Raw genomic sequence first — 24,662 nt, forward strand, 5'->3', positions numbered from 1 at the left:
GCTGCAGCTTACTCCTTTTGCTCAATCTTCCAACCTGTTCCGTGAGACCTAAGGCCGTGGTAATCTTAACCTAAAATGCAAGTAGGCCGTAATGCAAGGACTCCGCTTATGTTAGAAAACGATATCCGCCAATCAGTAAAATCTGCCCTCAGTGAAGACTTAGGTGGCACCGAAATCAACGATCAAACCAAAGCTATCGCTTATGGCGACATCACAGCAATGTTGATCCCCGCCGATAAGTACGCTGAAGCCACTTTAATCACCCGTGAAGAAGGCGTTTTTTGTGGTAAAGCATGGGCAGAGCAGGTTTTTAACCAACTCGGTGGTGAAGTCGCACTACATTGGCATGTGGATGATGGCGATCTAGTATTACCCAACCAGCTATTATGTGAATTATCAGGTCCTGCGCGCGCTATTCTCACTGGCGAACGCACGGCAATGAACTTTATCCAAACACTTTCTGGTGTTGCCACCTTAACCAAACATTATGTCGATAAACTGGCGGGGACTCACACTCGTTTGTTAGATACTCGCAAGACAATTCCAGGCCTACGCACGGCACAAAAATATGCCGTCACCTGCGGTGGCGGAAAAAACCATCGTATTGGTTTATATGATGCTTTTTTGATTAAAGAAAACCACATTATGGCCTGTGGCGGTATTCGCCAAGCCGTAGATACCGCCCGCAGCTTGTACCCGAATAAACCCGTTGAAGTCGAAGTGGAGTCACTCGAAGAGCTCGCCTTAGCACTCGACTCTGGCACAGATATCATAATGTTAGATAACTTCGACATCACTAAGATGGTCGAAGCGGTTGAAATGAACAATCAATATAAAGCTAAAGGCGCCGGCGCTAAGCTCGAAGTCTCTGGTAATGTCACCTTAGATACCTTAGCCGAATTCGCCAAAACAGGGGTGGACTATATCTCAGTTGGCGCACTCACTAAGCATGTTCGCGCCTTAGATTTATCACTCAGATTAAAAGCTTAAAACCGCTGGATGTTAGCTGGTAGTGGAATGTTCTCGCAAAGTACCGTAAGCACATTCCACTCATAAAATATTAAGGCGAAATGCATTTGTTTTTGTAGGACTCCTCCAAACCAAATGTGAAATCGTGCCAGCACTATCATACTCAGCATTCACCCTCACGATTCCCCCACCCCGTCACCATTTCATGTCACCAATTTGACAACATCGAGACACACGCCAGCTAAACAGATATTGTCAAAAAGTTGTTATAACCTAACATGTCGATAAGTTAGCCTCTTATACAAAAACAACACTTTATTAGTACTTTATACTTAATTTTTGTTTCCTTTTACCTAACTTTGTACTAACTTTTACCAAGGCGAGATGGCCGTTTGGTCAACCTCACCTAAGGTCAGCACTGGGATTCTTTTTAAAATTGCCTAGTTCACGTTTTTTGAGAGGCATATTTTTGAAAACGTTAGCCTAAGGTGCGGTTGCCGAAACAATTTATTCAAACAAGCGCTAACCCAGCATTAACTTAGTGCTAATTTAGTAAAGCTGGCTTGGATAAATCAGCATGAGTCATTACACATGGGTCATTCAAGATCATCGGTGTACTGTTAATGTTACATAGATCATATAAATGATTTTATTGACATAAATGAGTAATAAAGTTTGATGAGATAACACAATTTATAGAGTAAAACAGCGGTTAGGTTAAACACTCTATTCAACCACAGTAAGTCACTAAATAGTTAGCTGGAGAGAAAAATGAAGGCCATGAATTTAAACACAGCATTAAATAAAAAAGCTCAGGGTTTTACTCTGATCGAACTAATGATCGTTGTCGCCATTATCGGTATTTTGGCAGCAATTGCACTGCCTGCGTATAAGGATTATGTGAATAAAGGTAAAGTTAACTCATGCTTATCAGAAGCAGCTTCATTCGAAAAAGCATATGCTGCTGCAGTTATTGGTGGAATCACCCCTTTACCAGTGTACTCTGCATCAGCTTGTGCTAGCGGCCCGGTTGCTGCAGCTGCTGACACAACAAGAGTTTATGTACCGAAATCAGATCCTGTAAAAAATATTACATGTACTATGGCAACTGCTTCATGTGTAGCTGCTAGCTAATTTCTTTTTATAAAGAACACCTTGTTAGCAAGGTGTTCTTTTTTAGAAAAATGCTATAGGTTATAGATAGTCAGAGCCAGTCTTAAAAAGTATTTTTCTTAGAAAATTTGTAGTATCACACATCTGTCAACATCAAACATATTTACAACTTAATAGCTAATCAATCCATTCACCCACATTCTAGGAAATAAGGCAGGGAGCAACTCTTCATTCTTGTAAGTGTTCAATAACACAAACGCCATAACACTCACGACTAAAAACAATAACATCCTAACTACGACACTTGCTTTATAGCCACGACATGTACCATATTGCACTTGCATCGCGACCACAAATATCAACATTAATTGCGCAAAAGGCATAACAACCACACCACAAAACAAAGAGTAACAAAGCCCAGATAACAGAGCATAAATAATAGGAATGACCTCGACGTCGTTTGCTAGATATAAATATCGTAATTTCTTATAAATTCGACTCAATACCCAAGCTATGCAAACGATACTGCTGATAACGCCGTACTCATAAAGTAATTGCATTATAGAGTTATGTGGATGAGCATGTGGTAATGGTTTACCTTCAGCCCAAGTAAAACTCATCGGCCCAAAACCCAACCACAAATATTCGGGAATAGATTTAAGAACATACAGCCATAAATCTAACCTTCCAGAACTCCCAGTTCTAATCTGAAAACTTACACTGTCCATCAACCAGTATGGAATTATGATGATAAACACTAGCCATATGCAGATACCAAATAACATGGTTTGCAACATGGTCGAAATGAATTGTTTGCGGGTATTTGCATCTACAAAAAACAACAGCACGCCTGCCACTAACATGAGCGAGAGCATAGCTCCCCGGGCTTCAGTCTGTAACAACACAGCCCAATGTAGTGCAACAAAAACTATGGATACTCGTTTGAACTTAGCTAAACCTTGAACAAAAAAAGGCAAAAAAAGCAGAGGTGTCACCATTACTTGCAGTTGGTTAAAAAAGCGGACATTCACATAACCCGTAAGCAAGCCATGAATATCGAAGCTTTGTGCATCCGCATAAGAAAAGAATAAAAATAAAATATATTTAGCAAACGTCAATACAGAAAAGAATAAAACTCCCGCATAAACGGCAAAATACAAGATGCTGCGCTTCATCGAATTAATACTCAAAGCAAACAAGTAAAATGCTATTATTAGTATTCCGATATTAGTTATTTCAACCATTCCCCAAAATGGATGTTTACTGAAAAAAGCAGATACAATAGCCAATACAAAAAAAATCGTTAAAGACACCTTGGTCAACCTTGAAAGCCTTATGAACTCAGCATCCTTAACAAAACATAACCCCAACGAAGCAAGCCAAATAAAACCAATAACAAGAAAACGCTTTAGATCATACTCACTGTCGATACCAACAAGATAAGAAAAATTAAAAGAAAATACAGTCCCAAGCAGGAAAATACATGCAAATGTAATTAATAGTCCCCAAGAATAAGCTCCCAATTGCATATACAGACTTCCTCAAATAATTAATGGCTATAACGTTATAATTTACTAATTATCATACAAATTTATGTTAAGTCACCTCCATAACGTTCACCTAAGACTATAAAAGTTTGCAACTTCTTCTTTTTATTAAAACTTTAAAAATCCAAAATTTTTAATGTTTTTCTGCTAAAAATAAAAATTGATTTCATACGGTACATCTCGGAAGTTCCTTGCTATACGTATGCTCCTAGACTTACGATGACCACAACGTTCAAAACCAACAACAAATAATTGAAAATTAAGTAAATAATGTTTTAAACCTCACTATATCAATGAACTTCCGCACACATAAATTTGTTTGTTCCAAGGATAGCTTTTTCATTAGACTAAATATGACAAAATGCTATAAAGACGTTATTATTTCAACACTTGTTTACAACTGGAGTCTCTATGCCATCTACAGGCCTGCATTTGGGTTTATCGACCCTGTTTATCCGTAAAGGTCTGCTAAATGAAGAGCAGATGGCGAACGCCATCACAAAATCCCGTCAAAATAAGCAAGCGTTAGTCAGCACTTTAGTTCAAAGTAAACTGGTTTCAGCACGTGCCATTGCAGAGATGTGCTATGAGGAATATGGCACGCCACTACTCGATCTCAATGAGTTTGATCTTGCTTCCATTCCTGAGGACTTCCTCAACAAAAAACTCATTGAAAAACACCGCTGCTTACCGCTGTTTAAACGGGGTAATCGCCTCTATATAGGCACATCCGACCCGACCAATATTGCCGCCCTCGAAGATTTCCAATTTAGTGCAGGCCTGCACGCCGAAGCGATTCTGGTTGAAGAAGATAAATTGGCTAAAGCGCTAGAAAAAATCCTCGAAGAAGACATCAGCGGCCTAGATTTAGGCGGCATGGATGAAGCGGCACTGGCGAGCATTGAAATTACCGACACTGACAGACGTAATGAAGAGTCCGCAGGCGAGGCCAGCGATGATGCACCTATTGTTATCTATATCAATAAAATTCTAACCGATGCCATTCGTAAAGGAGCCTCGGATTTACACTTTGAACCCTATGAGAAGCGCTACCGCATTCGTTTTCGCATCGACGGTATTTTACACGAAGTCTCTGAACCCCCTATAAGCCTTGCAGGTCGTTTATCTGCGCGCCTAAAAGTAATGTCGAAACTTGATATCGCCGAACGCCGCGTGCCGCAAGACGGTCGAATCAAGATGAAACTTTCCCGCACTAAGTCCATCGACTTTCGGGTAAGTACCCTGCCGACCTTATGGGGCGAAAAAATTGTAATGCGGATCTTGGATTCTTCCTCCGCACAATTGGGCATTGAAAAGCTCGGCTACGAGCCCGACCAAGAAAAACTTTACCTTGAGATGTTAGCAAAACCCCAAGGGATGATTTTAGTGACCGGCCCAACAGGCTCAGGTAAAACCGTCTCACTCTATACTGGGTTAAATATTCTCAATACTGAAGAGCGTAATATTTCTACCGCCGAAGATCCGGTAGAAATAAACCTTGAGGGTGTAAACCAAGTTCACATTAACTTAAAAGCCGGTCTCACTTTCGCCTCTGCTTTACGCTCATTCCTGCGCCAAGACCCCGATGTAGTGATGGTGGGTGAAATCCGTGATCTTGAAACCGCCGAAATTGCCATTAAAGCGGCACAAACGGGTCACTTAGTGTTATCGACCCTACACACAAACTCGGCCGCCGAAACCTTGACCCGTTTAATCAATATGGGCGTGCCCGGTTATAATATCGCCAGCTCAGTTAACCTGATTATTGCCCAGCGTTTGGCGCGTCGACTTTGCCCCGAATGTAAGCAAGCTGAAATCATCCCTGAGCATGAACTATTACGTTTAGGTTTTTCTCAAACACAAATTACCCAAGGTTTTACCACCTTTAAACCTGTAGGCTGTGAACATTGCTCTGCTGGCTACAAAGGCCGGGTTGGTATTTACGAAGTGATGAAGATGTCCGATGAGATAGCGCGTACTATCATGGAAGGCGGTAACTCCTTACAAATCGCCTCCCAAGCTAAAGCGCAAGGGATGCGGGATTTGCGTCAGTCAGGATTATTGAAAGTAATTCATGGCGTAACTAGTATTGCAGAAGTCAATCGCGTAACCAGTTTTGGCTAAATCCAATCTTTTATATCTAAAATTTAGGCAATACCGTATTACTACTCGTATATTTGAATCTTAGAGTCCAAACTATTTCGCAAGCACAGCGTTCAGTTAACTAGAAATCTAGAATGATTTATTTACAGGGATAATTTATGGCTACGGCAACGACAACAAGAAAGTCTCGAACTAAGAAAGCCGAGCAAAAAAGCCAGCCCAAAATCTATACCTTCGAATGGAAAGGCGTTAACCGCGATGGAAAAAAAACGGCAGGAGAGCTTAGAGGTGCTACCGCAGCCGAAATCCGTAGCCAGCTTAAATCACAAGGAGTAAACCCTAAGAGCGTTCGTAAGCAGTCCTCTCCGCTATTTAAGTTAGGTGAAGCCAATATCACCCCTATGGATATTGCCATGATGACCCGTCAAGTCGCGACTATGTTGGCGGCAGGCGTTCCTTTGGTAACGACATTTGAACTACTCGGCCGTGGCCATGAAAAAGCTAAAATGCGGGAATTACTGGGTACTATTTTAACCGAAATTCAATCGGGTATTCCCTTATCCGATGCTATGCGCCCCCATAGACGTTACTTCGACGAACTATATGTAGACTTAGTCGCCGCGGGTGAGCATTCAGGTTCACTCGATTTGGTTTTCGATCGAGTCGCAACCTACAGAGAAAAAACGGAAGCGCTCAAATCAAAAATTAAGAAGGCCATGTTTTATCCTGCTGCAGTTGTAATTGTCGCTATTTTAGTTACGGTTTTGTTACTTCTTTTTGTGGTGCCACAGTTTGAAGATATTTTTAAAGGCTTTGGTGCAGAACTGCCCGCCTTTACGCAACTGGTACTGCATATTTCCCGCGGCTTACAATCTTCTTGGTATATCTTTTTAGCTGCCATTGTCGGCGGTGTATTTTTATTTGTACGGGCGCACCGAAACTCGCAAATTTTACGGGATAGAGTCGATGAAGCCGTGCTTAAAATCCCAGCCATTGGACCGATTTTACACAAAGGCGCCATGGCACGTTTCGCCCGCACCTTAGCCACCACCTTTGCCGCAGGTGTGCCGTTAATTGATGGCTTAGAGTCCGCCGCTGGCGCATCGGGTAATGCGGTCTATCGCAAAGCCATTTTAAAGATTCGCCAAGAGGTGATGGCGGGGATGCAAATGAATGTCGCGATGCAAACCACTGGGCTCTTCCCTGATATGTTAGTGCAAATGGTAATGATAGGTGAAGAATCCGGCTCATTAGATAACATGCTCAATAAAGTCTCAACCATCTATGAAATGCAGGTCGACGATGCAGTTGATGGCTTATCAAGCCTGATAGAACCTATTATGATGGTGGTTATCGGTACTGTTGTGGGTGGTTTGATTGTTGCCATGTATTTACCTATCTTCCAGATGGGTAATATTGTTGGCGGCTAATTATTACGCCTCACTTCCACAAATAATATATAAGAAATTGAATGACTGAATTTATCTCTCTTTTGGGCCACTCTTTTGATCAGAGTCCTTGGCTCTTTATTACGCTAAGCTTTATTTTTGCCGCTACCATAGGCAGTTTTTTAAATGTGGTGATCCACAGATTTCCTGTGATGATGAAGCGGGAATGGCAGCAAGAATGTAATCAGTATTTGCAGGAATACCACTCAGAGATAGTCACACAAATCGGTATTGATAAACTCAATAAACCTATAGATAGCTTCCCCGAAAAATATAATCTTGTGGTGCCGGGCTCTGCTTGCCCTAAGTGCAAAACGGCGATTAAACCTTGGCATAATTTACCTGTATTCGGCTGGTTAATGCTCAAGGGAAAATGCGCTGCCTGTCACGCTCCCATTTCCGCCCGCTACCCAATAATTGAATTCATCACAGGGCTACTTGTTGCGACTTTAGCGTGGCACTTTGGTCCAAGCTGGCAATTTGTCTTTGCGAGCATACTGACATTTGTACTTATTGCCCTTACTGGTATCGATCTTGATGAGATGCTGCTGCCTGACCAAATGACGTTACCGTTACTTTGGCTCGGCTTGATCATCAATCTAAATCATACCTTTGCGAGTCCAACCGATGCCATTATCGGTGCGGCAGCAGGCTATTTAAGCTTGTGGTCCATTTTTTGGCTATTTAAGGTCCTCACTGGCAAGGAAGGCATGGGCTATGGGGACTTTAAACTACTCGCCGTTTTCGGTGCTTGGCTCGGCTGGCAAATGCTGCCGCTGGTGATTTTACTTTCGTCCCTCGTTGGCGCAGTGGTTGGCATCGCCATGATTGTCAGTAAACGCCTCAAGCAAGGTAATCCCATCCCATTTGGGCCTTATATTGCTGCCGCAGGCTGGATAGCCTTACTATTTGGACAACAGATTGTTGATTGGTACCTATCAACACTGTAAAAGCAGGCAAATTAAGCACTGAGTTATCCGGAGTATGTTATGTCAAAGTTTATCGTCGGCCTTACTGGCGGCATAGGTAGCGGTAAAACGACTGTCGCCAATTTATTCGCCGCAGAAGGCATTACCTTAGTCGACGCCGATATCGTTGCCCGCGACGTTGTCGCTCAGGGTTCAAAAGGGCTTGAGGTCATCGTTAGCCATTTTGGCATTGAGATGTTAACGCCAGAAGGTGAACTCGATCGCGCCAAACTGCGGCAACGGATATTTAGCCACCCTGAAGAACGTGAATGGTTAAACCAGCTATTGCACCCCATGATCCGCCAAGAAATGCTAGCGCGGGTAGAAAAAGCAACCTCAGCCTATGTAATTATGGTCGTACCCTTGCTATTTGAGAACGGGTTAGATAGGTTAGTCAATCGGACTTTAGTGGTGGATATTTCGCCTGAGTTGCAAATCAGCCGCACCATAAAAAGGGACAATGTTGATGCATCTCAAGTAAATAACATCATTAACAGCCAATTGAGCCGCAGCGAAAAACTCGCCCGAGCCGACGACATTATTGATAATCAGGGAGAGATATCAGCCTTAAAACGAGAGGTGCTAGCATTGCACCAACGCTATTTACAACTATCTGGTACTCATAACGCCCATGACTGAATTAGTTTACGAACAGCCCCTAAACGAGAAAATTCGCAGCTACTTGCGGCTCGAATACCTCGATAAACAGCTGCAAAGTAACCTAAGCAATGACCACCAACATAGATGTTTTTATCCGCTGTTTTCCCTCTGTGAATTGTCTGAACGCTGCGATTATCGCAATGAAGTATTAAAAGATATTGAGCGGCACTTGCTGCAACTGAACAAATGGCAAGAATTAGATCACGTCGACCACCAGCAAATCAATATCTATATCAACGCCCTCACCCAAGCCCGCGAACCGTTACAAAAGCCTGAACGCTTCGGCAGCCAATTAAAACAAGACAAATTTATTTCCGCGCTACGACAACGTTTCGGCATGCCAGGTGCTTGCTGTAACTTCGACCTACCGCAACTGCATTATTGGTTATCTAAACCTTGGGAAGAAAAACAGCACGATTATCGCTCTTGGATAGCACATTTCGAACCTTTACTTACCCCGATCACGTTATTACTCCAACTGACTCGTAGCACGTCCCATTACGACAATGCCATTGCCCATGCTGGCTTTTATCAGGGCGATAGTGCCCAAGCACTTGCTTTGGTAAGGGTTAAAGTCGATGCTTCCCACGGGTGTTATCCTACGATTAGCGGCCATAAAAACCGTTTCGCTATCCATTTTGTGCAGTTTGAACAACAACGCCACTCCGACCGTTCAATTGATTTCTTACTGGCTACCTGTGCATGAAGCCTTTACACTAATGGCCTGAAAGACATTCGTATTGGCGGCCGCTTTATCGCCGTTAACCAAGAGAACAATTATGCCATTGACCGTTAACTGCCCTATCTGCAAAGCCCCTGTCGAGTGGGTGCCACAATCTGCATTTAAACCTTTTTGCAGCGAGCGCTGTAAGTTGATCGACCTCGGCGATTGGGCTTCAGAAAAACACGTAATCCCAGTCAAAGCCGAATTTGATCCAGAAGCATTTGATGAATTTGATCTCGATGAAGGCGATTTTTTTAAAGAGTAATTTGTGGGTTTATACACAAATCAGTCAGCTCAAGCCTTTAATGCACTTACTTTTACCCACTCATTAATCGATAAATATTATGACTAAACGCATCCATGTTGCCGTCGGCATTATTACTAACTCGGCCGGTGAAATTCTGTTGGCAAAACGCCCAGATCATTTACATCAAGGTGGGAAATGGGAATTTCCTGGTGGTAAAGTTGAGACAGGCGAAACTGTCACTCAGGCATTGATCCGTGAACTCAAAGAGGAAGTCGCGCTCAATGTCACTGATAGTCAGCCATTTATGGCGTTGAGTTTCGACTATCCCGATAAACAAGTGCTACTCGATATCCATTCAGTCACAGAATTTAACGGCACAGCTCAAGGCCTTGAAGGTCAGCTTATCGCTTGGGTCACTAAAACCGACTTAACCAATTACGACTTCCCAGAAGCTAATAAGCCTATTCTTGAAAAAATTCTGGATCAGTAATCCAGCAATTTACCTTATCCTCTCAATGTGTTCTGTCCCCGAATCACGATTCGGGGATGAAATTTTTCAATGCCTTAACTCCACAAACTAAGCAATTCTGTGATCGTTAAGCTTATAGATATTAGCAATGCGTGATCTTGCTTGCAGCAAATCAATTAATCGCTTTAATCGTATCCAGAATAATGTTTGAATCGAATTTCATTCTTTCTCTTCGATTTCGAGGGCGCATCATGCACAATAACGTTAAGGCATTCCTAGCCACTACCGCCTTATTTTTTAGTTGTCAGGTACTAGCCAATGGTGGCTGTGGATTTGAAGAACAACAACAGGGTTTAATTGCGACCTGCAGTGAGGAGAAACAAGAAGTGATTTTAACTGGCATAGTAGATGCACAACATTTAGTCACAGATCTCAATGAGTTTGCCGAAGGGTATAAAACCTATCAAGTCGATACCACTGCAATCACCCCGCTTAAAAGCATCACTGAACCAACAGAAATTGTAGTGATCATTGGTACTTGGTGCCCAGATTGTCACCGGGAAACGCCGCGATTTATCCGTATTATGGAAGAAGTCGCTAATCCCAATATTAAAGTGACCTATATTGGTGTCGACCGAACGAAAAAAGATCCCGAAGGCTTAGCCGCAAAATACGACTTTATCCGCATTCCAACCTTTATTGTACTGCAGCAAGGTAAAGAAGTTGGCCGCATCGTAGAGCGCCCAACAGTTTCCTTAGAAAAAGATCTCGCCGATTTATTGAAATAATCGACACAGTACAAAGAATATACAAACAATAAAGGCCGCATCGCGGCCTTTAGTTTTTATCATGTTTTAATAAAATATTAGCCGACTTCGTCAATAATCCGCTGAGCTAACATCACTAAAACACCTTCACGTAATGCGCCGCCAGATAAGGCTAAATGCTCGATCCCCAGCAACTCAAACAAAGCCAATAGAATAGCGACACCCGCAGCAAAAGTCGGTGCTCGCTCACTGCAAAGCCCAACAATCCCCATTAAGCTAATATCTTCTTGAGCGAGGATCTCAGCCTTCAACTGAGTAAGCACATCGAGTGTGATAGTTTCAGATAACCCTCGGTGTAGTAACACTTCTACCACGGACTGTACAGCCCCGGAGGCACCAACGACACAATGCCAACCAAGATCACGTAGGGTTTGTCTATGCTCTGCTAATGCGATTAGCACTTGCTGCTTAGCATCATCGAAATCTAACTGCTGCAGCGGCAAACTGCTGAAAAATTGGCGATTATAAGTCACGCTACCAAAGGGTAAACTGATTTTGAACAGCACTTGATGCCCATCGCCAATGATAAACTCTGTACTCGCCCCACCGATATCAATAACCAAGCGACGGCCTTGACCACAAGTGGTCGCCACCATACCTTGATAGATAAGCTCTGCTTCACGCATTCCAGAGATAATTTCGATCGGATGACCTAAGAGTCGCAATGCACGCTGATTAAACTCATCAGCATTGCTAATACTGCGAAGAGTTGCAGTTGCAATCACAGCAACATGGTTTGCTTCAATCTTATGTTGCACCAACATCTGGGCAAACATACTCAAACAGTCGAGGCCGCGCTGCATGACATCGGGGCTTAATTTGCCATCGTTGCCTATGCCTTCGGCGAGCCTCACCTTGCGTTTATATTTCGCAATAATATGCGGCTGACCACCACGCGTTTTGGCGATCAGCATATTAAAACTATTTGAGCCTAATGTTATAGCGGCATAAGCGGGTGTTGGCATTTACGAATGTCTACGTGTCCTATCATGACGAGGAGGGCGAGCACCACTGCGTTGCGCACCAGGGCGGCTTGCCCCTGAACGATCACGCAAGTTTCGAGTGCCGCTAGGGTGTTTACGGTGGATCTTCGCTGGCGTAGGAATATCGGCCAGTAAAGCTTCACTATCGTAGTTACTTACTGGAATCGAATGGTTGATGTAGCTTTCGATTGCAGGCAAGTTCAATGCGTACTCTTCACAGGCAAAGCTTATCGACATGCCTTTGTTACCCGCACGACCCGTACGACCGATTCGGTGAACATAGTCTTCGCAATCATCAGGTAAATCATAGTTATACACGTGTGAAACGTCAGAAATATGTAAACCACGAGCCGCAACATCAGTAGCAACCAATATATCTAGCTGGCCACTGGTAAATTGCTCAAGGATACGAATACGCTTTTTCTGTGGCACATCACCCGTTAATAAACCCACACGATGTCCATCACCTTCAAGCCAAGACCAAAGCGTTTCACAGCTGTGCTTAGTGTTGGAGAAAACGATGGCTTTTTCTGGCCAATCTTCTTCAATCAAGGTCAACAGCAAACGCATCTTCTCTTCTTGGGAAGGATAGAAGATTTCTTCTTTGATGTTTTTGGAGGTTTTTTCTTCGGGGGCGATTTCGACTTTAACGGGCTCATTCATATGATCATAAGCCAGCTCTTGTACTTTCATGGACAAGGTTGCCGAAAATAACATATTAAGACGTTGATTTGCCTCAGGCATACGTCTAAATAAGAAGCGAATATCTTTAATAAAACCAAGATCAAACATACGATCGGCTTCATCAAGTACCACAGCCTGAATTGAATTCAAGCCAATAATACCTTGGCGAACGTAGTCGATAATTCGACCCGTTGTACCAATCAAGATATCAACACCTTGATCTAATACTTTACGCTGCACATCGTAACTTTCACCGCCATAAACAATACCCACCTTTAAGTGTGTGTGCTTGGCGAGTAAAATCGCATCTTTGGCAATCTGAATCGCCAGTTCGCGAGTCGGGGCCATAATGATGGCGCGGGGCTGATTAATCAGTCGACCTTCAGGTATGGGAGTCGATAATAAATGATTAAACGTGGCGACCAAAAAGGCCATTGTCTTACCAGTGCCCGTTTGTGCTTGGCCTGCGATATCTTTTGATTGGAGTAATACAGGCAGTGATAACGCCTGGATCGGCGTACAAAATTCGAAGCCGTTCTCGGCAAGGGCCTGTTTAACCTCAGGATGTAGAGGTAGGTCGGCAAACCTTTGGGTAGATAGATGTGTTTCGCTCATAGCGCAAGCTTACCTGTTGAGGTTGCAATAAGATACTCGATCGTTTGAAATAGCCACATTGTAAAAAGGTAACTTGAAAAGCTATTTTTCAGCCCCAATATACATGGTAAGCCATTAACAAACCAGCAATGGCACCCAAACTGGAGAACATCATGAGCGATAAAATTATATACCTGAGTGACGACAGCTTCGAAAACGACGTATTAAAGTCTGATTTGCCAGTATTGGTAGACTTCTGGGCCGAGTGGTGTGGTCCTTGTAAAATGATCGCTCCAATTTTAGACGATGTGTCTGAAGAATATGCAGGTCGCTTGACTATCGCTAAATTAAACGTTGACCAAAACAATGTTTCTCCAGCGAAATATGGCGTTCGTGGCATCCCAACTTTACTGCTATTCAAGAACGGCGAATTAGCCGCGACTAAAGTTGGCGCACTCTCAAAAACGCAATTGAAAGAGTTTATCGACGCTCAAATCTAATTTGACGTCGTAATGAGTGACCTCCGGCACAAGCTATAAATTAATTGTGCCGGAATTTCCCTAAATTTCTGGACGCCCCGCTTTGTTAGTGCTACTTTAATAACCAGATTCTTTCTAATAACCTCTTCTCGCTCGTCAATCACTATCCTGAATTACATCCTTACTGATTGATCGCGGTAAGCTTTGTCGCGTAACACAAGACCCCCAAAATGAACTTAACTGAATTAAAAGACACGCCGATTTCTGACCTAGTCTCGCTAGCTGAAAATATGAAGCTCGAAAATATGGCCCGCGCTCGCAAGCAGGACATTATTTTCTCAATCCTTAAAGCCCACGCAAAAAGTGGAGAAGACATTTTCGGTGGTGGGGTATTAGAAATACTCCAAGACGGTTTCGGCTTCTTACGCAGCTCAGACGGTTCTTATTTAGCTGGTCCAGATGACATCTATGTCTCACCAAGCCAAATTCGCCGCTTCAACATGCGAACGGGTGATACCATTTTTGGTAAAATTCGCCCACCAAAAGAAGGCGAGCGTTATTTTGCTCTATTGAAAGTCAACGAAGTTAACTTCGATAAACCAGAAAACTCCCGTAATAAAATCCTCTTTGAAAACTTAACCCCACTCCACGCAGAAGAACGTATGCGTATGGAGCGCGGCAACGGCTCAACTGAAGATATTACCGCGCGTATTCTAGATTTATGCTCACCGATTGGTAAAGGTCAACGTGGTTTGATCGTTGCACCACCAAAGGCCGGTAAAACGCTATTACTCCAAGGTATTGCTCAAAGCATCAGCTACAACAACCCAGAAGTGGTGTTGATGGTTCTGCTGATCGACGAACGCCCAGAAGAAGTAACAGAGATGCAGCGCCTCGTTAAAGGCGAAGTTATCGCATCAACCTTCGATGAGCCAGCCAGCCGCCACGTTCAAGTTGCCGAAATGGTGATTGAAAAAGCAAAACGTTTGGTTGAGCACAAGAAAGACGTCGTTATCTTACTCGATTCGATTACTCGTTTAGCCCGTGCTTATAACACTGTTATCCCGTCATCGGGCAAAGTGTTAACTGGTGGTGTAGATGCCAACGCCCTGCACCGTCCAAAACGCTTCTTCGGTGCGGCACGTAACATCGAACACGGCGGCAGCTTGACCATTATCGCCACAGCCTTGGTTGATACGGGTTCTAAGATGGACGAAGTGATCTACGAAGAATTTAAAGGTACAGGTAACCAAGAGCTACATTTGTCACGTAAAGCGGCAGAAAAGCGTGTGTTCCCAGCCATTGACTTCAACCGCAGCGGTACCCGTCGTGAAGAAAAACTCACGACTCAAGAAGAACTGCAAAAAATGTGGATCCTGCGTAAGATCCTCAATCCTATGGATGAAGTCAGCGCAATGGAATTCTTAATCGATAAATTGGCGATGACCAAGACTAACGAAGAGTTCTTTACCGCCATGAAACGCACTAAGTCTTAAATCTCAGTGAGTCTCTAAACTAAAAGCCGCATTATGCGGCTTTTTTGTTATCTAAGATTTTTTCACTGCTAATATTTTACTCAAGTTTTTACTCAAAGCCTGTGTTCGCTGCCGGAGCATTTCCCGCAGTAAGAGCACGACAGGCGTGACATGTTCGCGCCCTGGGCACACTAAGTATAAATCGACGGGTTCCCCCTTATACTCAGGCAACAAACGTACTAATCGCCCTGAGATTAAGTCATCGGCCAGATCTAGACTCGACTTAAATACCAACCCTTTGCCAGCCACAGCCCAACGGCGGGCAATCTCGGCATCATTAGCACTACGATTTCCCGTGACACGCACTTTGAATTCTTGACCATCACGCCTAAATAGCCATTGATCGTGGGTGCGATCATCTAACTTATAAAACAAGCAATTATGCTCAACTAATTGTTCTAACGAATCAAGCACACCAAACTTGGCGAGATATTCAGGTGAGGCGCACAAGACACGATCAACACTGCAGATAGGAAAAGCCACTTGGTTAGAATCCTGCGGTTTTCCATAGCGCACGGCGACATCAATTTTATCGTGGTAAAAACTGCTGATATTGTCGCCAAGGTGCAAGCGCACTTGCAGTTGAGGAAAATCGAGCAAAAACTCATCGAGCCAAGGCACAAACAGATTACGGCCAAAGTCTGAAGAAACCGAAAGGCTTAAGGTGCCAGATATTTTACCTTTATCACTGGCGATAGCCTGTTCGCCAAGCGCTAAATCGCTTAGCGCACGTCGGCAATGAATAAGATAACGTTCACCTTGCACAGTCAAACGTAAGCTGCGTGTCGTGCGGATAAATAAACTAGTATCAAGCTGTTTCTCAAGCCGTTTTATTGCAGCGCTGGCAGAAGCAGCCGAGATATCCATCTCGGCTGCTGCGGCGGATATATTGCCGCAATCAGCGACTCGCACGAACAAAGCTAAATCATTAATTAGCATGATTATCAAAAATCCTTTGAAAAAATTACAAACTTTATCCTGTTTATCTCTTGGCTAATATTCCACACAATGGCTACACGATACAAGTACACTCAAATAAGTCGACTCCAGCAAGTACACCCAGAGGAATAAACATGAAAGCCATTGGTTACCAGACAGCAGGTGCAATCACAGCGCCCAATGCATTAGAAAACATCACGCTAGCCGAGCCAACTGCGACAGGTTTTGACCTTTTAGTGGAAATCAAAGCCATTTCTGTCAATCCGGTTGATACAAAAATCCGTGCATCTAGCTCTGCACCTGCAGGCGAATACAAAATTATTGGCTGGGATGCGGTCGGTGTCGTCAAAGCCGTTGGTGAGAAAGTCAGTCTTTTCAACGTTGGCGATGAAGTGTGGTATGCGGGCGATATCAGTCGCAGCGGAAGTTATGCAGAATATCAATTGGTTGATGAGCGAATTGTCGGCCATAAACCTAAAAGTTTAACCTATACCCAAGCCGCGGCATTACCTTTAACGGGGATTACGGCATGGGAGATTTTATTCGACCGTTTAGCTTTACCCCAAGATGGTTCGGCAACTGACGCCCGTATTTTAATTATCGGTGCGGCCGGCGGTGTGGGTTCAATCATCACTCAACTTGCAGTAAAACTCACAGGTGCAGAAGTGATAGGCACTGCATCTCGTCCAGAATCCGCCGCTTGGGTGCATAAGCTTGGTGCCGATGCTGTTATCGACCACACCAAGCCACTTTCACAGGAACTTGCCAATATTGGCATTACTAATGTGACCCATGTGATTAGCTTAACCCAAACCGATCAGCATTTTGATGAAATAGTACAAGTGCTTAAGCCACAAGGAAAACTAGCATTAATCGATGATCCTAAGGGGCCATTAGATGTGATGAAACTTAAGCGTAAAAGCTTATCCTTACACTGGGAACTGATGTTTACCCGCAGCCTATATCAGACCGAGGATATGATTGCGCAACATCACTTACTCAACCGCTTAAGCGCCCTTATCGATACAGGCGAGTTACAGAGTACGTTCGGTGAGCACTACGGCACCATTAATGCCCAAAACTTAATCAAAGCTCACGCTCAGATAGAGTCTGGCAAAGCGATCGGTAAAATTGTTTTAGAAGGTTTTAACCAATGAAAATAACAGTATTTGCCCAAATCATAGCGAATCAAGGCCAAAGCGATACGCTATTTAAGATACTCAAGCAACTCGTGACAGACACTCATACCGAGGCTGGCTGCATCGAATACAAACTACATCACTCATTAGATGATGAAAATATCTTCTGGATGTACGAAATTTGGCAATCCCAAGCCGCACTGGATGAACATATGGCGAGTACGCACTTTCAAGCATTCGTCGCTCAAACCGCAGACATAATCAATCGAGCTAACATTCACAAAAGCTACGCCTGCTAATCAACAAAAAAGCGCCAAACACGTTGGCGCTTTTCATCATTTATCACTTATCAAATCAAAGTCATGGCCATCTTACGGCGTAAATACGCAATTTGCTGCATGTGTGGCAAATCCTTAGGGCAGTTATCTTGGCAGCCGAGTAAAGTCATGCAGCCAAACACACCATCCTGATTGCCAATCACATGGTAAAAATCCTCGGCAGTACGAGCGTCACGGCTGTCCATCTCAAAACGAGCTATTTTCATCATACCCACAGCGCCGACAAAAGTTTCACGCATTTGTTTAGTCGCACAGGCAGAAACACACACGCCACATTCAACGCAGCGCTCTAGCTCATACAAACGCGCAGCTTCATCTGGATCCATAGGATCTTCAAGCCGATGCACGCTTATATCATTGGCCTTAGGGTGTAACCACAGCTTTAAGCGTTCGGCCAGTTCCCGCATAAACTTACCAGTGTTAACCGAGAGATCACCAATCAACTCAAAACCTGGCAGCGGCATTAAGGTGATTTCGCCCTTAGGATATTTGGCCGTTAAGGTGCGGCAAGCTAGCGTCGGGAAACCGTTGATCACCATAGCGCAGCTACCACAGATACCAGCACGACAGACAAAGTCGAACTGCAATGAAGTGTCTTGTTCTTCCCTGAGTTTATTAAGGGCGATAAATACCGTCATCCCCGGCGTTTCGGTGAGCTGATAACGCACCATTTTCGGCTTATCGTTTGGCTCCTGCGGATCATAACGAAAGATATTAAAGGTTAACTGACGACCTTGGCTCATTATGATTTTTCTCCTAACGCATTGGCAGATGGACTTTTTAAAGTATCACTTAAACGTTCGTTATTAGGTTGTAAGCTCTCTGGTAATTCAAAGGGCATAAGAGCCCGCTGCCTTTGATAACGGTCAGCATCATCACCTAGCTCAGCTAAAATCTCGGCAATTTGCTGTTCACGCTTTTCGGTATCAGGATGCACTATGGCGTTGTTGATGCCATAACCACGATAACCCGGCGGGAGTTCCATCTTCATCACATCGAGTGCTTCGTAGTTAAGCACAGGTTCGAGTGCATCGGGATCCGGCCAGCTGGCCAAGGTGCGATTCAGCCAGTCTCGATCATTTCGCTGCGGATAATCCTCGCGAGCATGGGCACCACGACTCTCTGTTCGCGCCGCTGCGCCGCAGGCTACGGTTAGCGCCACTTTTAGCATACGCTTGACCCGCAGGGCTTCAACTAACTCAGGATTGGCGTGACGCTTTTTACACTTAAGTCCGAGTTTACGCGAACGCTCGAGCAACACTTTTAGCTCGGCAACCGCTTTTTCAAGCTCGGGGCCATTACGGAAAATCCCCACATAATCCATCATGATGCGCTGCATTTCGCGCTTGAGCTCAAAGGCGCTCTCGTGACCATCACCCTCGACCAGCACATCGATTTCACTCTGCACCTGCTGCATAAACCGTTCAGCAAGCTGAGTGTCGATCTCAAGGCTATTGTTCTCACAAAAATCGGCGACATATTTACCAATAATCATGCCGCCAACCACGGTTTCGGCCAACGAATTACCGCCTAAACGGTTAAAGCCGTGCATGTCCCAACAAGCCGCCTCACCTACGCTAAATAAGCCTTTAAGCTGCGGACTTTCACCTGTGGCATTAGTCCGAATACCACCCATAGAATAATGCTGAGTTGGGCGTACAGGGATCCAATCTTTAGCGGGATCGATGCCAAGGAAATTCTCACAAATTTCCTGTACTTCCCTAAGATTCGTTTCAATATGCTTGCGACCTAAAAGGGTAATATCTAGCCACAAATGCGGGCCATAAGGGCTATCGACGCCCTTACCTTTACGTATATGTTCGGTCATGCGACGCGATACGACATCCCGCGATGCCAACTCCTTTTTATCGGGCTCATAGTCAGGCATAAAGCGGTAACCGTCTTTATCGCGCAATAAGCCGCCATCACCACGACACCCTTCCGTTGTTAAAATGCCCACGGGAACAATGGCAGTGGGATGGAATTGTACCGCCTCCATATTGCCAAGCCTTGCCACGCCCGTTTCCAATGCCAACGCTTGGCCAATACCTTCGCAGATAATCGCATTGGTCGACACTTCATAAATTCGGCCATAACCACCAGTGGCTATCGTAGTGGACTTAGCCACATAGGCTCTAAGTTCACCCGTAATCAAACAACGAGCAATCACGCCATGGCAACGCTTACCATCGTGAATAAGTGCCAAGGCTTCGATACGTTCATGGACGGGAATATCCATGGAAATCGCTTTGTTATCCATAGCGTATAACAGCGAATGACCCGTACCGTCGGCGGTATAACAAGTGCGCCATTTTTTAGTCCCGCCAAAGTCCCGCGCATTAATCAATCCATGAGCTTCCTGCGCCTCATGTAGCGTGACTTTTTGCGCATTGACTATTACTTCTCTTGGGCCAGCAGTCACCCGAGACCAAGGCACGCCCCAATTGGCCAGCTCACGTACTGCCTTAGGTGCACAATGGGCAAACATTCGTGCAACATCTTGATCGCAGCCCCAGTCAGAACCTTTTACCGTATCTTGAAAATGCACATCCTCATCATCGCCCATTCCCTTAACGGCATTGCCTAAACTCGCCTGCATCCCCCCTTGAGCGGCAGCAGAGTGGGAACGTTTTGCAGGAATGAGTGACAGAACTAAAGTGTCAAGCCCACGCTCTTTCGAAGCGATAGCGACCCTTAAGCCCGCGAGCCCAGCTCCTACCACCAATGAATCGGTATAAATCAGTTTCACGCCTGCTCCTTAATGGGGTCTATTGTTTTGTGCTGTTTTTTTATGTTCGACATTCTATTCACTGATTAACTTAATCATTGATTAAAAGCGGAATTAACTCGCGTAGGGTAAAAATGCCAGAAGTGAGGCGACACCAACAGTGACAAATAGCACACTCACTATGGTCTTGATCTTACGTAATCGACTGCGGTTGTTGAGATCCCGCGCCGCGCCCCATTTCAAAGCCACACGGTAAATGCCAATTGCTGCATGTAACTCCACAGTGAGCAGTAAAGGCAGATACACCATCCAGACACCTTGATTCCAAATACGATCGGCGCTTCCCTGAGGGCCAATGGTTTCGGGAGACGAGCCAATAAGCCACAAATGCACAGGCAACAGCAGTAAAATCACTACACCGGTAATGGCTTGCAAGCGCCACAAGCGAGTATCGCTGTGGTCGATCACTTGCATTTGTTGGTGCAGAGCCCTTTGCTGACGCAGACTCATTGGTAATTTTTGCAATGCCACTAACACGTGCACTAACGCCAAAATGGCAATACCAATGGCAATACAAGTCACAACCCAAGGATAACCGTGTCCATCAGCCGACAGAAAACTCAGCTCCATAGTGCGAGCCACCCAACTCATGGCATCCGCACCCAATAAAATCGATGACACTAACACTAAGTGGGTCCACAAAAAGACTGCGAGTATTACCCCTGACAAACTCTGGCTTAAATCCAGCCAAGCACTCCATTTTTTAATATTTAATTTGATCGCCATCCTATCGCCTCACGCCGTTGACCTTATCGAGCCAATCTCATTAAGTCTTATCGCAAACTAATATCGCTCACACATCCACACGAAAACGTGAGCCAGATCAATTGAGTGCTGAATAATTAACCTAATGCTTAATAATAGCAGTGAAACAAAATCCTGCTGCTGGCTTAAAGCCTACTCAGGTACGAAGGGCTGCACAGGAATACCGAGTTCGCTACCGATAAATAGATATGAAACAAGGCTCGCAGTACCAAGACATAGCAAATAAATAATCAGCACCTTAGCAAGTTTTCGCAGGCCTGAGCGCTGAGTGGTTAAGCCCCACTTTACCGCTACGCGATAGAGACCAATCATGGCGTGTACCACTACAGCGGGAAGTAACAACGCATACAGCAACCAAGCGTTATCGTGATAAACCCGCTCAGCCGATAAATGCGGGCCAATTTCAGGATTCAAAATCATAGTGAAGAGGTGAACAGGAACGAGGAAAAATAAGATAAAGCCAGTGATCAGTTGCCAAAACCACGCATGGGTATCCTTATGCTTGATATTCCCCATGTGCGAACGCAGGGCTCGCCATTGCCCTAGCTGCGCCGGAAAACGCCGTAGCGCCACCGCGGCATGTACTATCACCACCAATAGCATAAACACTGAAAACACTTTAGTGACTATAGGAAAGCCATGTCCTGTGCAGCTAAACATTCCACCTTCAAGCAACTGAACGACCCGATAAAAAGCCTCTTTACCCAGCAAAATACTCGATTCAAAATGCATGTGTAATAGTAAAAAGCTGCCAAGCATAATCCCTGTCGCACTCTGCAGCCTATCAGCCTTAGCCGACCAAGGATGACCTAGCGGTGTACTCACCCTATTGTGAACTCGAGTTATGCTTGTCATCTTGAATTAACCTATGTCGTTTATCGTTGGCACCTCTTGGCAAACTACACCATAGCAGCAACTCAAATCAGGCTTGAGTGTCACAGATTTAAAGCGTGAGCCAACTCACCTGACGGAGTTAAACTCTTAGAAGATGATCACAAAAAACGTATCAAAACCAAACAAAGGTAAAACCAATTAACCAATACTTTTCATAGTGTTATATCAAATAATGAAACTGACAATTCGTTTTTTAACACCAATCCATACCCGCCAGCTAACCCCTTGTCTGTATAGACAAAAGCGTAATACCAGGATAGCCAGTCGTCGAACCTAAAGCCTAGTGATAACCAAACGACCTTACCTAAAGCGCTTTAAATTCCCCCTACATCCTGCATTTTGGGATAGTTTGGGTATACAATACCGCGATATTTTGAACCCTTAGTTTATGAACACTCAGTCACAGGATGCTCCCATGCCTTGGATCCAACTCCGTATAAACACCAATAGCGATGACGCTGAAACCATCAGCGACTTGCTCATGGAAGAAGGTTCAGTCTCTATCACCTTCGAAGACGGTAAAGATACCCCTATTTTTGAACCTAAATTAGGCGAAACCCCACTGTGGCGCGATACCGTGGTAGTGGCCTTATTCGATGCAGAAACCGATCTGACACCGACCATCGCCATGCTGAAAACCTTGCCTTTCCTCGGTGAGAACTTCAGCCATAAAGTCGAACAAATTGAAGATAAAGACTGGGTACGCGAATGGATGGATAACTTCCACCCCATCCAATTTGGCACGCGTTTATGGATCTGCCCAAGCTGGCGCGAAATCCCTGATCCAACCGCAGTCAATGTGATCTTAGATCCGGGTCTTGCCTTCGGTACTGGCACTCATCCCACGACAGCACTGTGTTTAGAGTGGCTAGACAGCTTAGATTTAAGCGATGAAGAAGTGATCGATTTTGGCTGTGGTTCAGGTATCTTAGCCGTAGCCGCACTGAAACTGGGCGCGAAAAAAGTCACAGGTATCGATATCGACTATCAAGCCATCGACGCCTCGCGTGCCAACGCCGAGCGCAATGATGTCGCCGACAAGCTAGCCTTGTACTTGCCAGAAGACCAACCCGCCGATCTCAAAGCCGACGTACTGGTCGCCAATATTCTTGCCGGTCCACTGCGTGAATTAGCGCCTTTAATCGCAGAACGCGTAAAAACCGGTGGCAAACTTGCCCTTTCCGGCCTCCTCAAAGAACAAGCCCAAGAAATCTCTGACTTTTATAGCCAATGGTTCGATATGGACGCAGCGGCTCACAAAGAAGATTGGAGCCGCTTGACAGGTAAGCGTAAATAGCGCTAAAGGGTGGCGCAACATGCGCCACCGCTGGCTTCCAACAATTTAGCCTCTGACTTCTCGTCAATTAAAAGTCAAGAAAAAAAATTACCTCTAGGTCATTTATTGACCTTTTCACGGCCAACAAAAAGGGCTACTATAGCGCCCCTTTGAAGAGCTAAGGTGAAACATAAAATGCAGATTGGACCCTATCAACTGAACAATCAGCTGATCGTGGCACCAATGGCAGGTGTCACCGATCAAGCCTTCCGCAATCTTTGTCTTCGTTATGGCGCAGCCTTAGCGGTTTCCGAGATGCTTTCATCCAATCCCGAGGTTTGGGATACAGATAAAAGCCGCCAGCGCATGACGCATTCTGGCGAGGAAGGCATCCGCTCAGTGCAAATTGCAGGGGCTGATCCTGATTTAATGGCGCAAGCCGCCTTGTTCAATGTCGAACAAGGTGCTCACATCATTGATATCAACATGGGTTGCCCGGCGAAAAAAGTGAATAAAAAGCTGGCAGGCTCGGCGCTAATGCAAAATCCACCGCTGGTAAAAGAGATTTTACAAGCCGTGGTCGCCGCAGTGAACGTGCCTGTCACGTTAAAGATTCGCACCGGCTGGGAGCCAGAGCACAAGAATGGTGTTCAAATCGCCCAGATTGCAGAGGATTGTGGCATAGCCTCGCTCGCCGTTCACGGCCGCACGAGACAATGTATGTACAGAGGCAACGCCGAGTACGACACGATCAAAGCAATCAAACAGAATGTCTCGATTCCTGTTGTCGCCAATGGGGACATCGACAGTCCGGAGAAAGCCCGCTTTGTGCTGGAATACACCGGTGCCGATGCCTTGATGATAGGACGGGGTGCTCAAGGACGGCCTTGGATTTTCAGAGAAATCCAGCACTACTTGGAAACGGGTAATAAGCTAGCGCCCATTGAGGTTGCCGAACAGCGTCAAGTGATGCTGGAACACCTCACCAAACTGTATGACTTATATGGTGAATACAAGGGTATCCGCTTCGCCAGAAAACATATGGGATGGTACCTAGACCAAGAAGCTCAGCGCCAATTTAGGGCTGACTTTAATCGGCTGGAAACCGCTGCAGAACAGTATTCCCTCGTGGAATGTTATTTTGATGAATTAGTACAGAATTAATAAAGAGCA

The 24,662-nt window shown here is 44.8% G+C and carries 24 protein-coding genes; 16 read left to right on the top strand and 8 right to left on the bottom strand.

The window, feature by feature from the left end:
• Window positions 1–108: 108 nt before the first annotated feature.
• Window positions 109–990: a carboxylating nicotinate-nucleotide diphosphorylase gene (gene nadC / locus GWI56_RS12755; protein ID WP_105250404.1), complete on the top strand. Its 882-nt coding sequence runs from the start codon at window positions 109–111 to the stop codon at window positions 988–990.
• 750 nt (window positions 991–1,740) lie between these two features.
• Window positions 1,741–2,103, top strand: coding sequence for a prepilin-type N-terminal cleavage/methylation domain-containing protein (locus tag GWI56_RS21835; protein ID WP_198573094.1), 363 nt, complete (start codon window positions 1,741–1,743; stop codon window positions 2,101–2,103).
• 149 nt (window positions 2,104–2,252) lie between these two features.
• Here the strand turns inward: GWI56_RS21835 and GWI56_RS12765 are convergent, their stop codons facing one another.
• Window positions 2,253–3,611: an O-antigen ligase family protein gene (locus tag GWI56_RS12765; RefSeq protein ID WP_198573095.1), complete on the bottom strand. Its 1,359-nt coding sequence runs from the start codon at window positions 3,609–3,611 to the stop codon at window positions 2,253–2,255.
• A 429-nt stretch (window positions 3,612–4,040) separates the two neighbouring features.
• Between GWI56_RS12765 and pilB the strand changes: the two genes are divergently transcribed.
• The 8 genes from pilB (at window position 4,041) to GWI56_RS12805 (ending at window position 11,036) form a co-directional block, all read left to right on the top strand.
• A complete protein-coding gene (gene pilB / locus GWI56_RS12770) occupies window positions 4,041–5,753 on the top strand; it encodes a type IV-A pilus assembly ATPase PilB (protein ID WP_105250407.1) in 1,713 nt (570 codons plus the stop codon).
• A 137-nt stretch (window positions 5,754–5,890) separates the two neighbouring features.
• Window positions 5,891–7,162, top strand: coding sequence for a type II secretion system F family protein (locus GWI56_RS12775; RefSeq protein WP_198573096.1), 1,272 nt, complete (start codon window positions 5,891–5,893; stop codon window positions 7,160–7,162).
• A 41-nt stretch (window positions 7,163–7,203) separates the two neighbouring features.
• On the top strand, window positions 7,204–8,130 hold the full coding sequence (locus GWI56_RS12780; RefSeq protein ID WP_198573097.1) for an A24 family peptidase: 927 nt from the start codon (window positions 7,204–7,206) through the stop codon (window positions 8,128–8,130).
• A gap of 39 nt (window positions 8,131–8,169) precedes the next feature.
• Window positions 8,170–8,787 carry a dephospho-CoA kinase gene (gene coaE / locus GWI56_RS12785; RefSeq protein WP_198573098.1) on the top strand — a complete coding sequence of 206 codons (618 nt, stop codon included), beginning with the start codon at window positions 8,170–8,172 and terminating at the stop codon, window positions 8,785–8,787.
• The gene (gene zapD, locus GWI56_RS12790; protein WP_198573099.1) at window positions 8,780–9,514 is read left to right on the top strand and encodes a cell division protein ZapD; all 735 of its coding nucleotides are present in this window, start codon (window positions 8,780–8,782) and stop codon (window positions 9,512–9,514) included. Before coaE ends, zapD begins: the two co-directional genes overlap by 8 nt.
• 73 nt (window positions 9,515–9,587) lie before the next feature.
• Complete coding sequence (gene yacG, locus GWI56_RS12795; RefSeq protein ID WP_006083355.1) at window positions 9,588–9,797, top strand: DNA gyrase inhibitor YacG; 210 nt, start codon at window positions 9,588–9,590, stop codon at window positions 9,795–9,797.
• A gap of 79 nt (window positions 9,798–9,876) precedes the next feature.
• Entirely contained in the window at window positions 9,877–10,269 is a 393-nt protein-coding gene (gene mutT / locus GWI56_RS12800; protein ID WP_198573100.1) for an 8-oxo-dGTP diphosphatase MutT, read from the top strand.
• Window positions 10,270–10,499: 230 nt separating this feature from the next.
• On the top strand, window positions 10,500–11,036 hold the full coding sequence (locus tag GWI56_RS12805) for a thioredoxin family protein (RefSeq protein ID WP_198573101.1): 537 nt from the start codon (window positions 10,500–10,502) through the stop codon (window positions 11,034–11,036).
• Window positions 11,037–11,113: 77 nt separating this feature from the next.
• Here GWI56_RS12805 and GWI56_RS12810 read toward each other — a convergent pair whose 3' ends face one another.
• On the bottom strand, window positions 11,114–12,040 hold the full coding sequence (locus tag GWI56_RS12810) for an exopolyphosphatase (protein ID WP_198573102.1): 927 nt from the start codon (window positions 12,038–12,040) through the stop codon (window positions 11,114–11,116).
• Entirely contained in the window at window positions 12,041–13,357 is a 1,317-nt protein-coding gene (gene rhlB, locus GWI56_RS12815; protein WP_063884693.1) for an ATP-dependent RNA helicase RhlB, read from the bottom strand.
• A gap of 152 nt (window positions 13,358–13,509) precedes the next feature.
• Between rhlB and trxA the strand changes: the two genes are divergently transcribed.
• Entirely contained in the window at window positions 13,510–13,836 is a 327-nt protein-coding gene (gene trxA / locus GWI56_RS12820) for a thioredoxin TrxA (protein WP_105250415.1), read from the top strand.
• A gap of 209 nt (window positions 13,837–14,045) precedes the next feature.
• Window positions 14,046–15,311: a transcription termination factor Rho gene (rho, locus tag GWI56_RS12825; protein ID WP_011787892.1), complete on the top strand. Its 1,266-nt coding sequence runs from the start codon at window positions 14,046–14,048 to the stop codon at window positions 15,309–15,311.
• A 51-nt stretch (window positions 15,312–15,362) separates the two neighbouring features.
• On the opposite strand, the gene GWI56_RS12830 is transcribed toward rho, so the two are convergent.
• Window positions 15,363–16,289 carry a LysR family transcriptional regulator gene (locus GWI56_RS12830; RefSeq protein WP_198573103.1) on the bottom strand — a complete coding sequence of 309 codons (927 nt, stop codon included), beginning with the start codon at window positions 16,287–16,289 and terminating at the stop codon, window positions 15,363–15,365.
• Window positions 16,290–16,423: 134 nt separating this feature from the next.
• On the opposite strand from GWI56_RS12830, the gene GWI56_RS12835 reads away from it, so the two are divergent.
• Together GWI56_RS12835 and GWI56_RS12840 are read left to right on the top strand one after the other, a co-directional pair.
• Window positions 16,424–17,446, top strand: a complete 1,023-nt coding sequence (locus GWI56_RS12835; RefSeq protein WP_198573104.1) for a zinc-binding alcohol dehydrogenase family protein — start codon at window positions 16,424–16,426, stop codon at window positions 17,444–17,446.
• Window positions 17,443–17,727: a putative quinol monooxygenase gene (locus GWI56_RS12840; RefSeq protein WP_198573105.1), complete on the top strand. Its 285-nt coding sequence runs from the start codon at window positions 17,443–17,445 to the stop codon at window positions 17,725–17,727. Before GWI56_RS12835 ends, GWI56_RS12840 begins: the two co-directional genes overlap by 4 nt.
• A gap of 50 nt (window positions 17,728–17,777) precedes the next feature.
• Here the strand turns inward: GWI56_RS12840 and GWI56_RS12845 are convergent, their stop codons facing one another.
• The 4 genes from GWI56_RS12845 to GWI56_RS12860 all read right to left on the bottom strand — a co-directional run bounded on the left by GWI56_RS12845 (window position 17,778) and on the right by GWI56_RS12860 (window position 22,174).
• Entirely contained in the window at window positions 17,778–18,509 is a 732-nt protein-coding gene (locus GWI56_RS12845; RefSeq protein ID WP_113940800.1) for a fumarate reductase iron-sulfur subunit, read from the bottom strand.
• A complete protein-coding gene (locus GWI56_RS12850) occupies window positions 18,509–20,515 on the bottom strand; it encodes a fumarate reductase flavoprotein subunit (RefSeq protein ID WP_198573106.1) in 2,007 nt (668 codons plus the stop codon). Before GWI56_RS12850 ends, GWI56_RS12845 begins: the two co-directional genes overlap by 1 nt.
• A 93-nt stretch (window positions 20,516–20,608) precedes the next feature.
• Window positions 20,609–21,280 carry a fumarate reductase cytochrome b subunit gene (locus tag GWI56_RS12855; protein ID WP_198573107.1) on the bottom strand — a complete coding sequence of 224 codons (672 nt, stop codon included), beginning with the start codon at window positions 21,278–21,280 and terminating at the stop codon, window positions 20,609–20,611.
• Between the two features lie 171 nt (window positions 21,281–21,451).
• Window positions 21,452–22,174 carry a fumarate reductase cytochrome b subunit gene (locus tag GWI56_RS12860; RefSeq protein WP_198573108.1) on the bottom strand — a complete coding sequence of 241 codons (723 nt, stop codon included), beginning with the start codon at window positions 22,172–22,174 and terminating at the stop codon, window positions 21,452–21,454.
• A 454-nt stretch (window positions 22,175–22,628) separates the two neighbouring features.
• On the opposite strand from GWI56_RS12860, the gene prmA reads away from it, so the two are divergent.
• On the top strand, window positions 22,629–23,510 hold the full coding sequence (gene prmA / locus GWI56_RS12865; protein ID WP_105250427.1) for a 50S ribosomal protein L11 methyltransferase: 882 nt from the start codon (window positions 22,629–22,631) through the stop codon (window positions 23,508–23,510).
• Between the two features lie 174 nt (window positions 23,511–23,684).
• The gene (dusB, locus tag GWI56_RS12870; protein ID WP_105250428.1) at window positions 23,685–24,653 is read left to right on the top strand and encodes a tRNA dihydrouridine synthase DusB; all 969 of its coding nucleotides are present in this window, start codon (window positions 23,685–23,687) and stop codon (window positions 24,651–24,653) included.
• Window positions 24,654–24,662: the final 9 nt, after the last annotated feature.

This window comes from Shewanella sp. DW31, from assembly GCF_015767295.1.
GTDB classification, from domain to species: Bacteria; Pseudomonadota; Gammaproteobacteria; order Enterobacterales; family Shewanellaceae; genus Shewanella; species Shewanella oncorhynchi.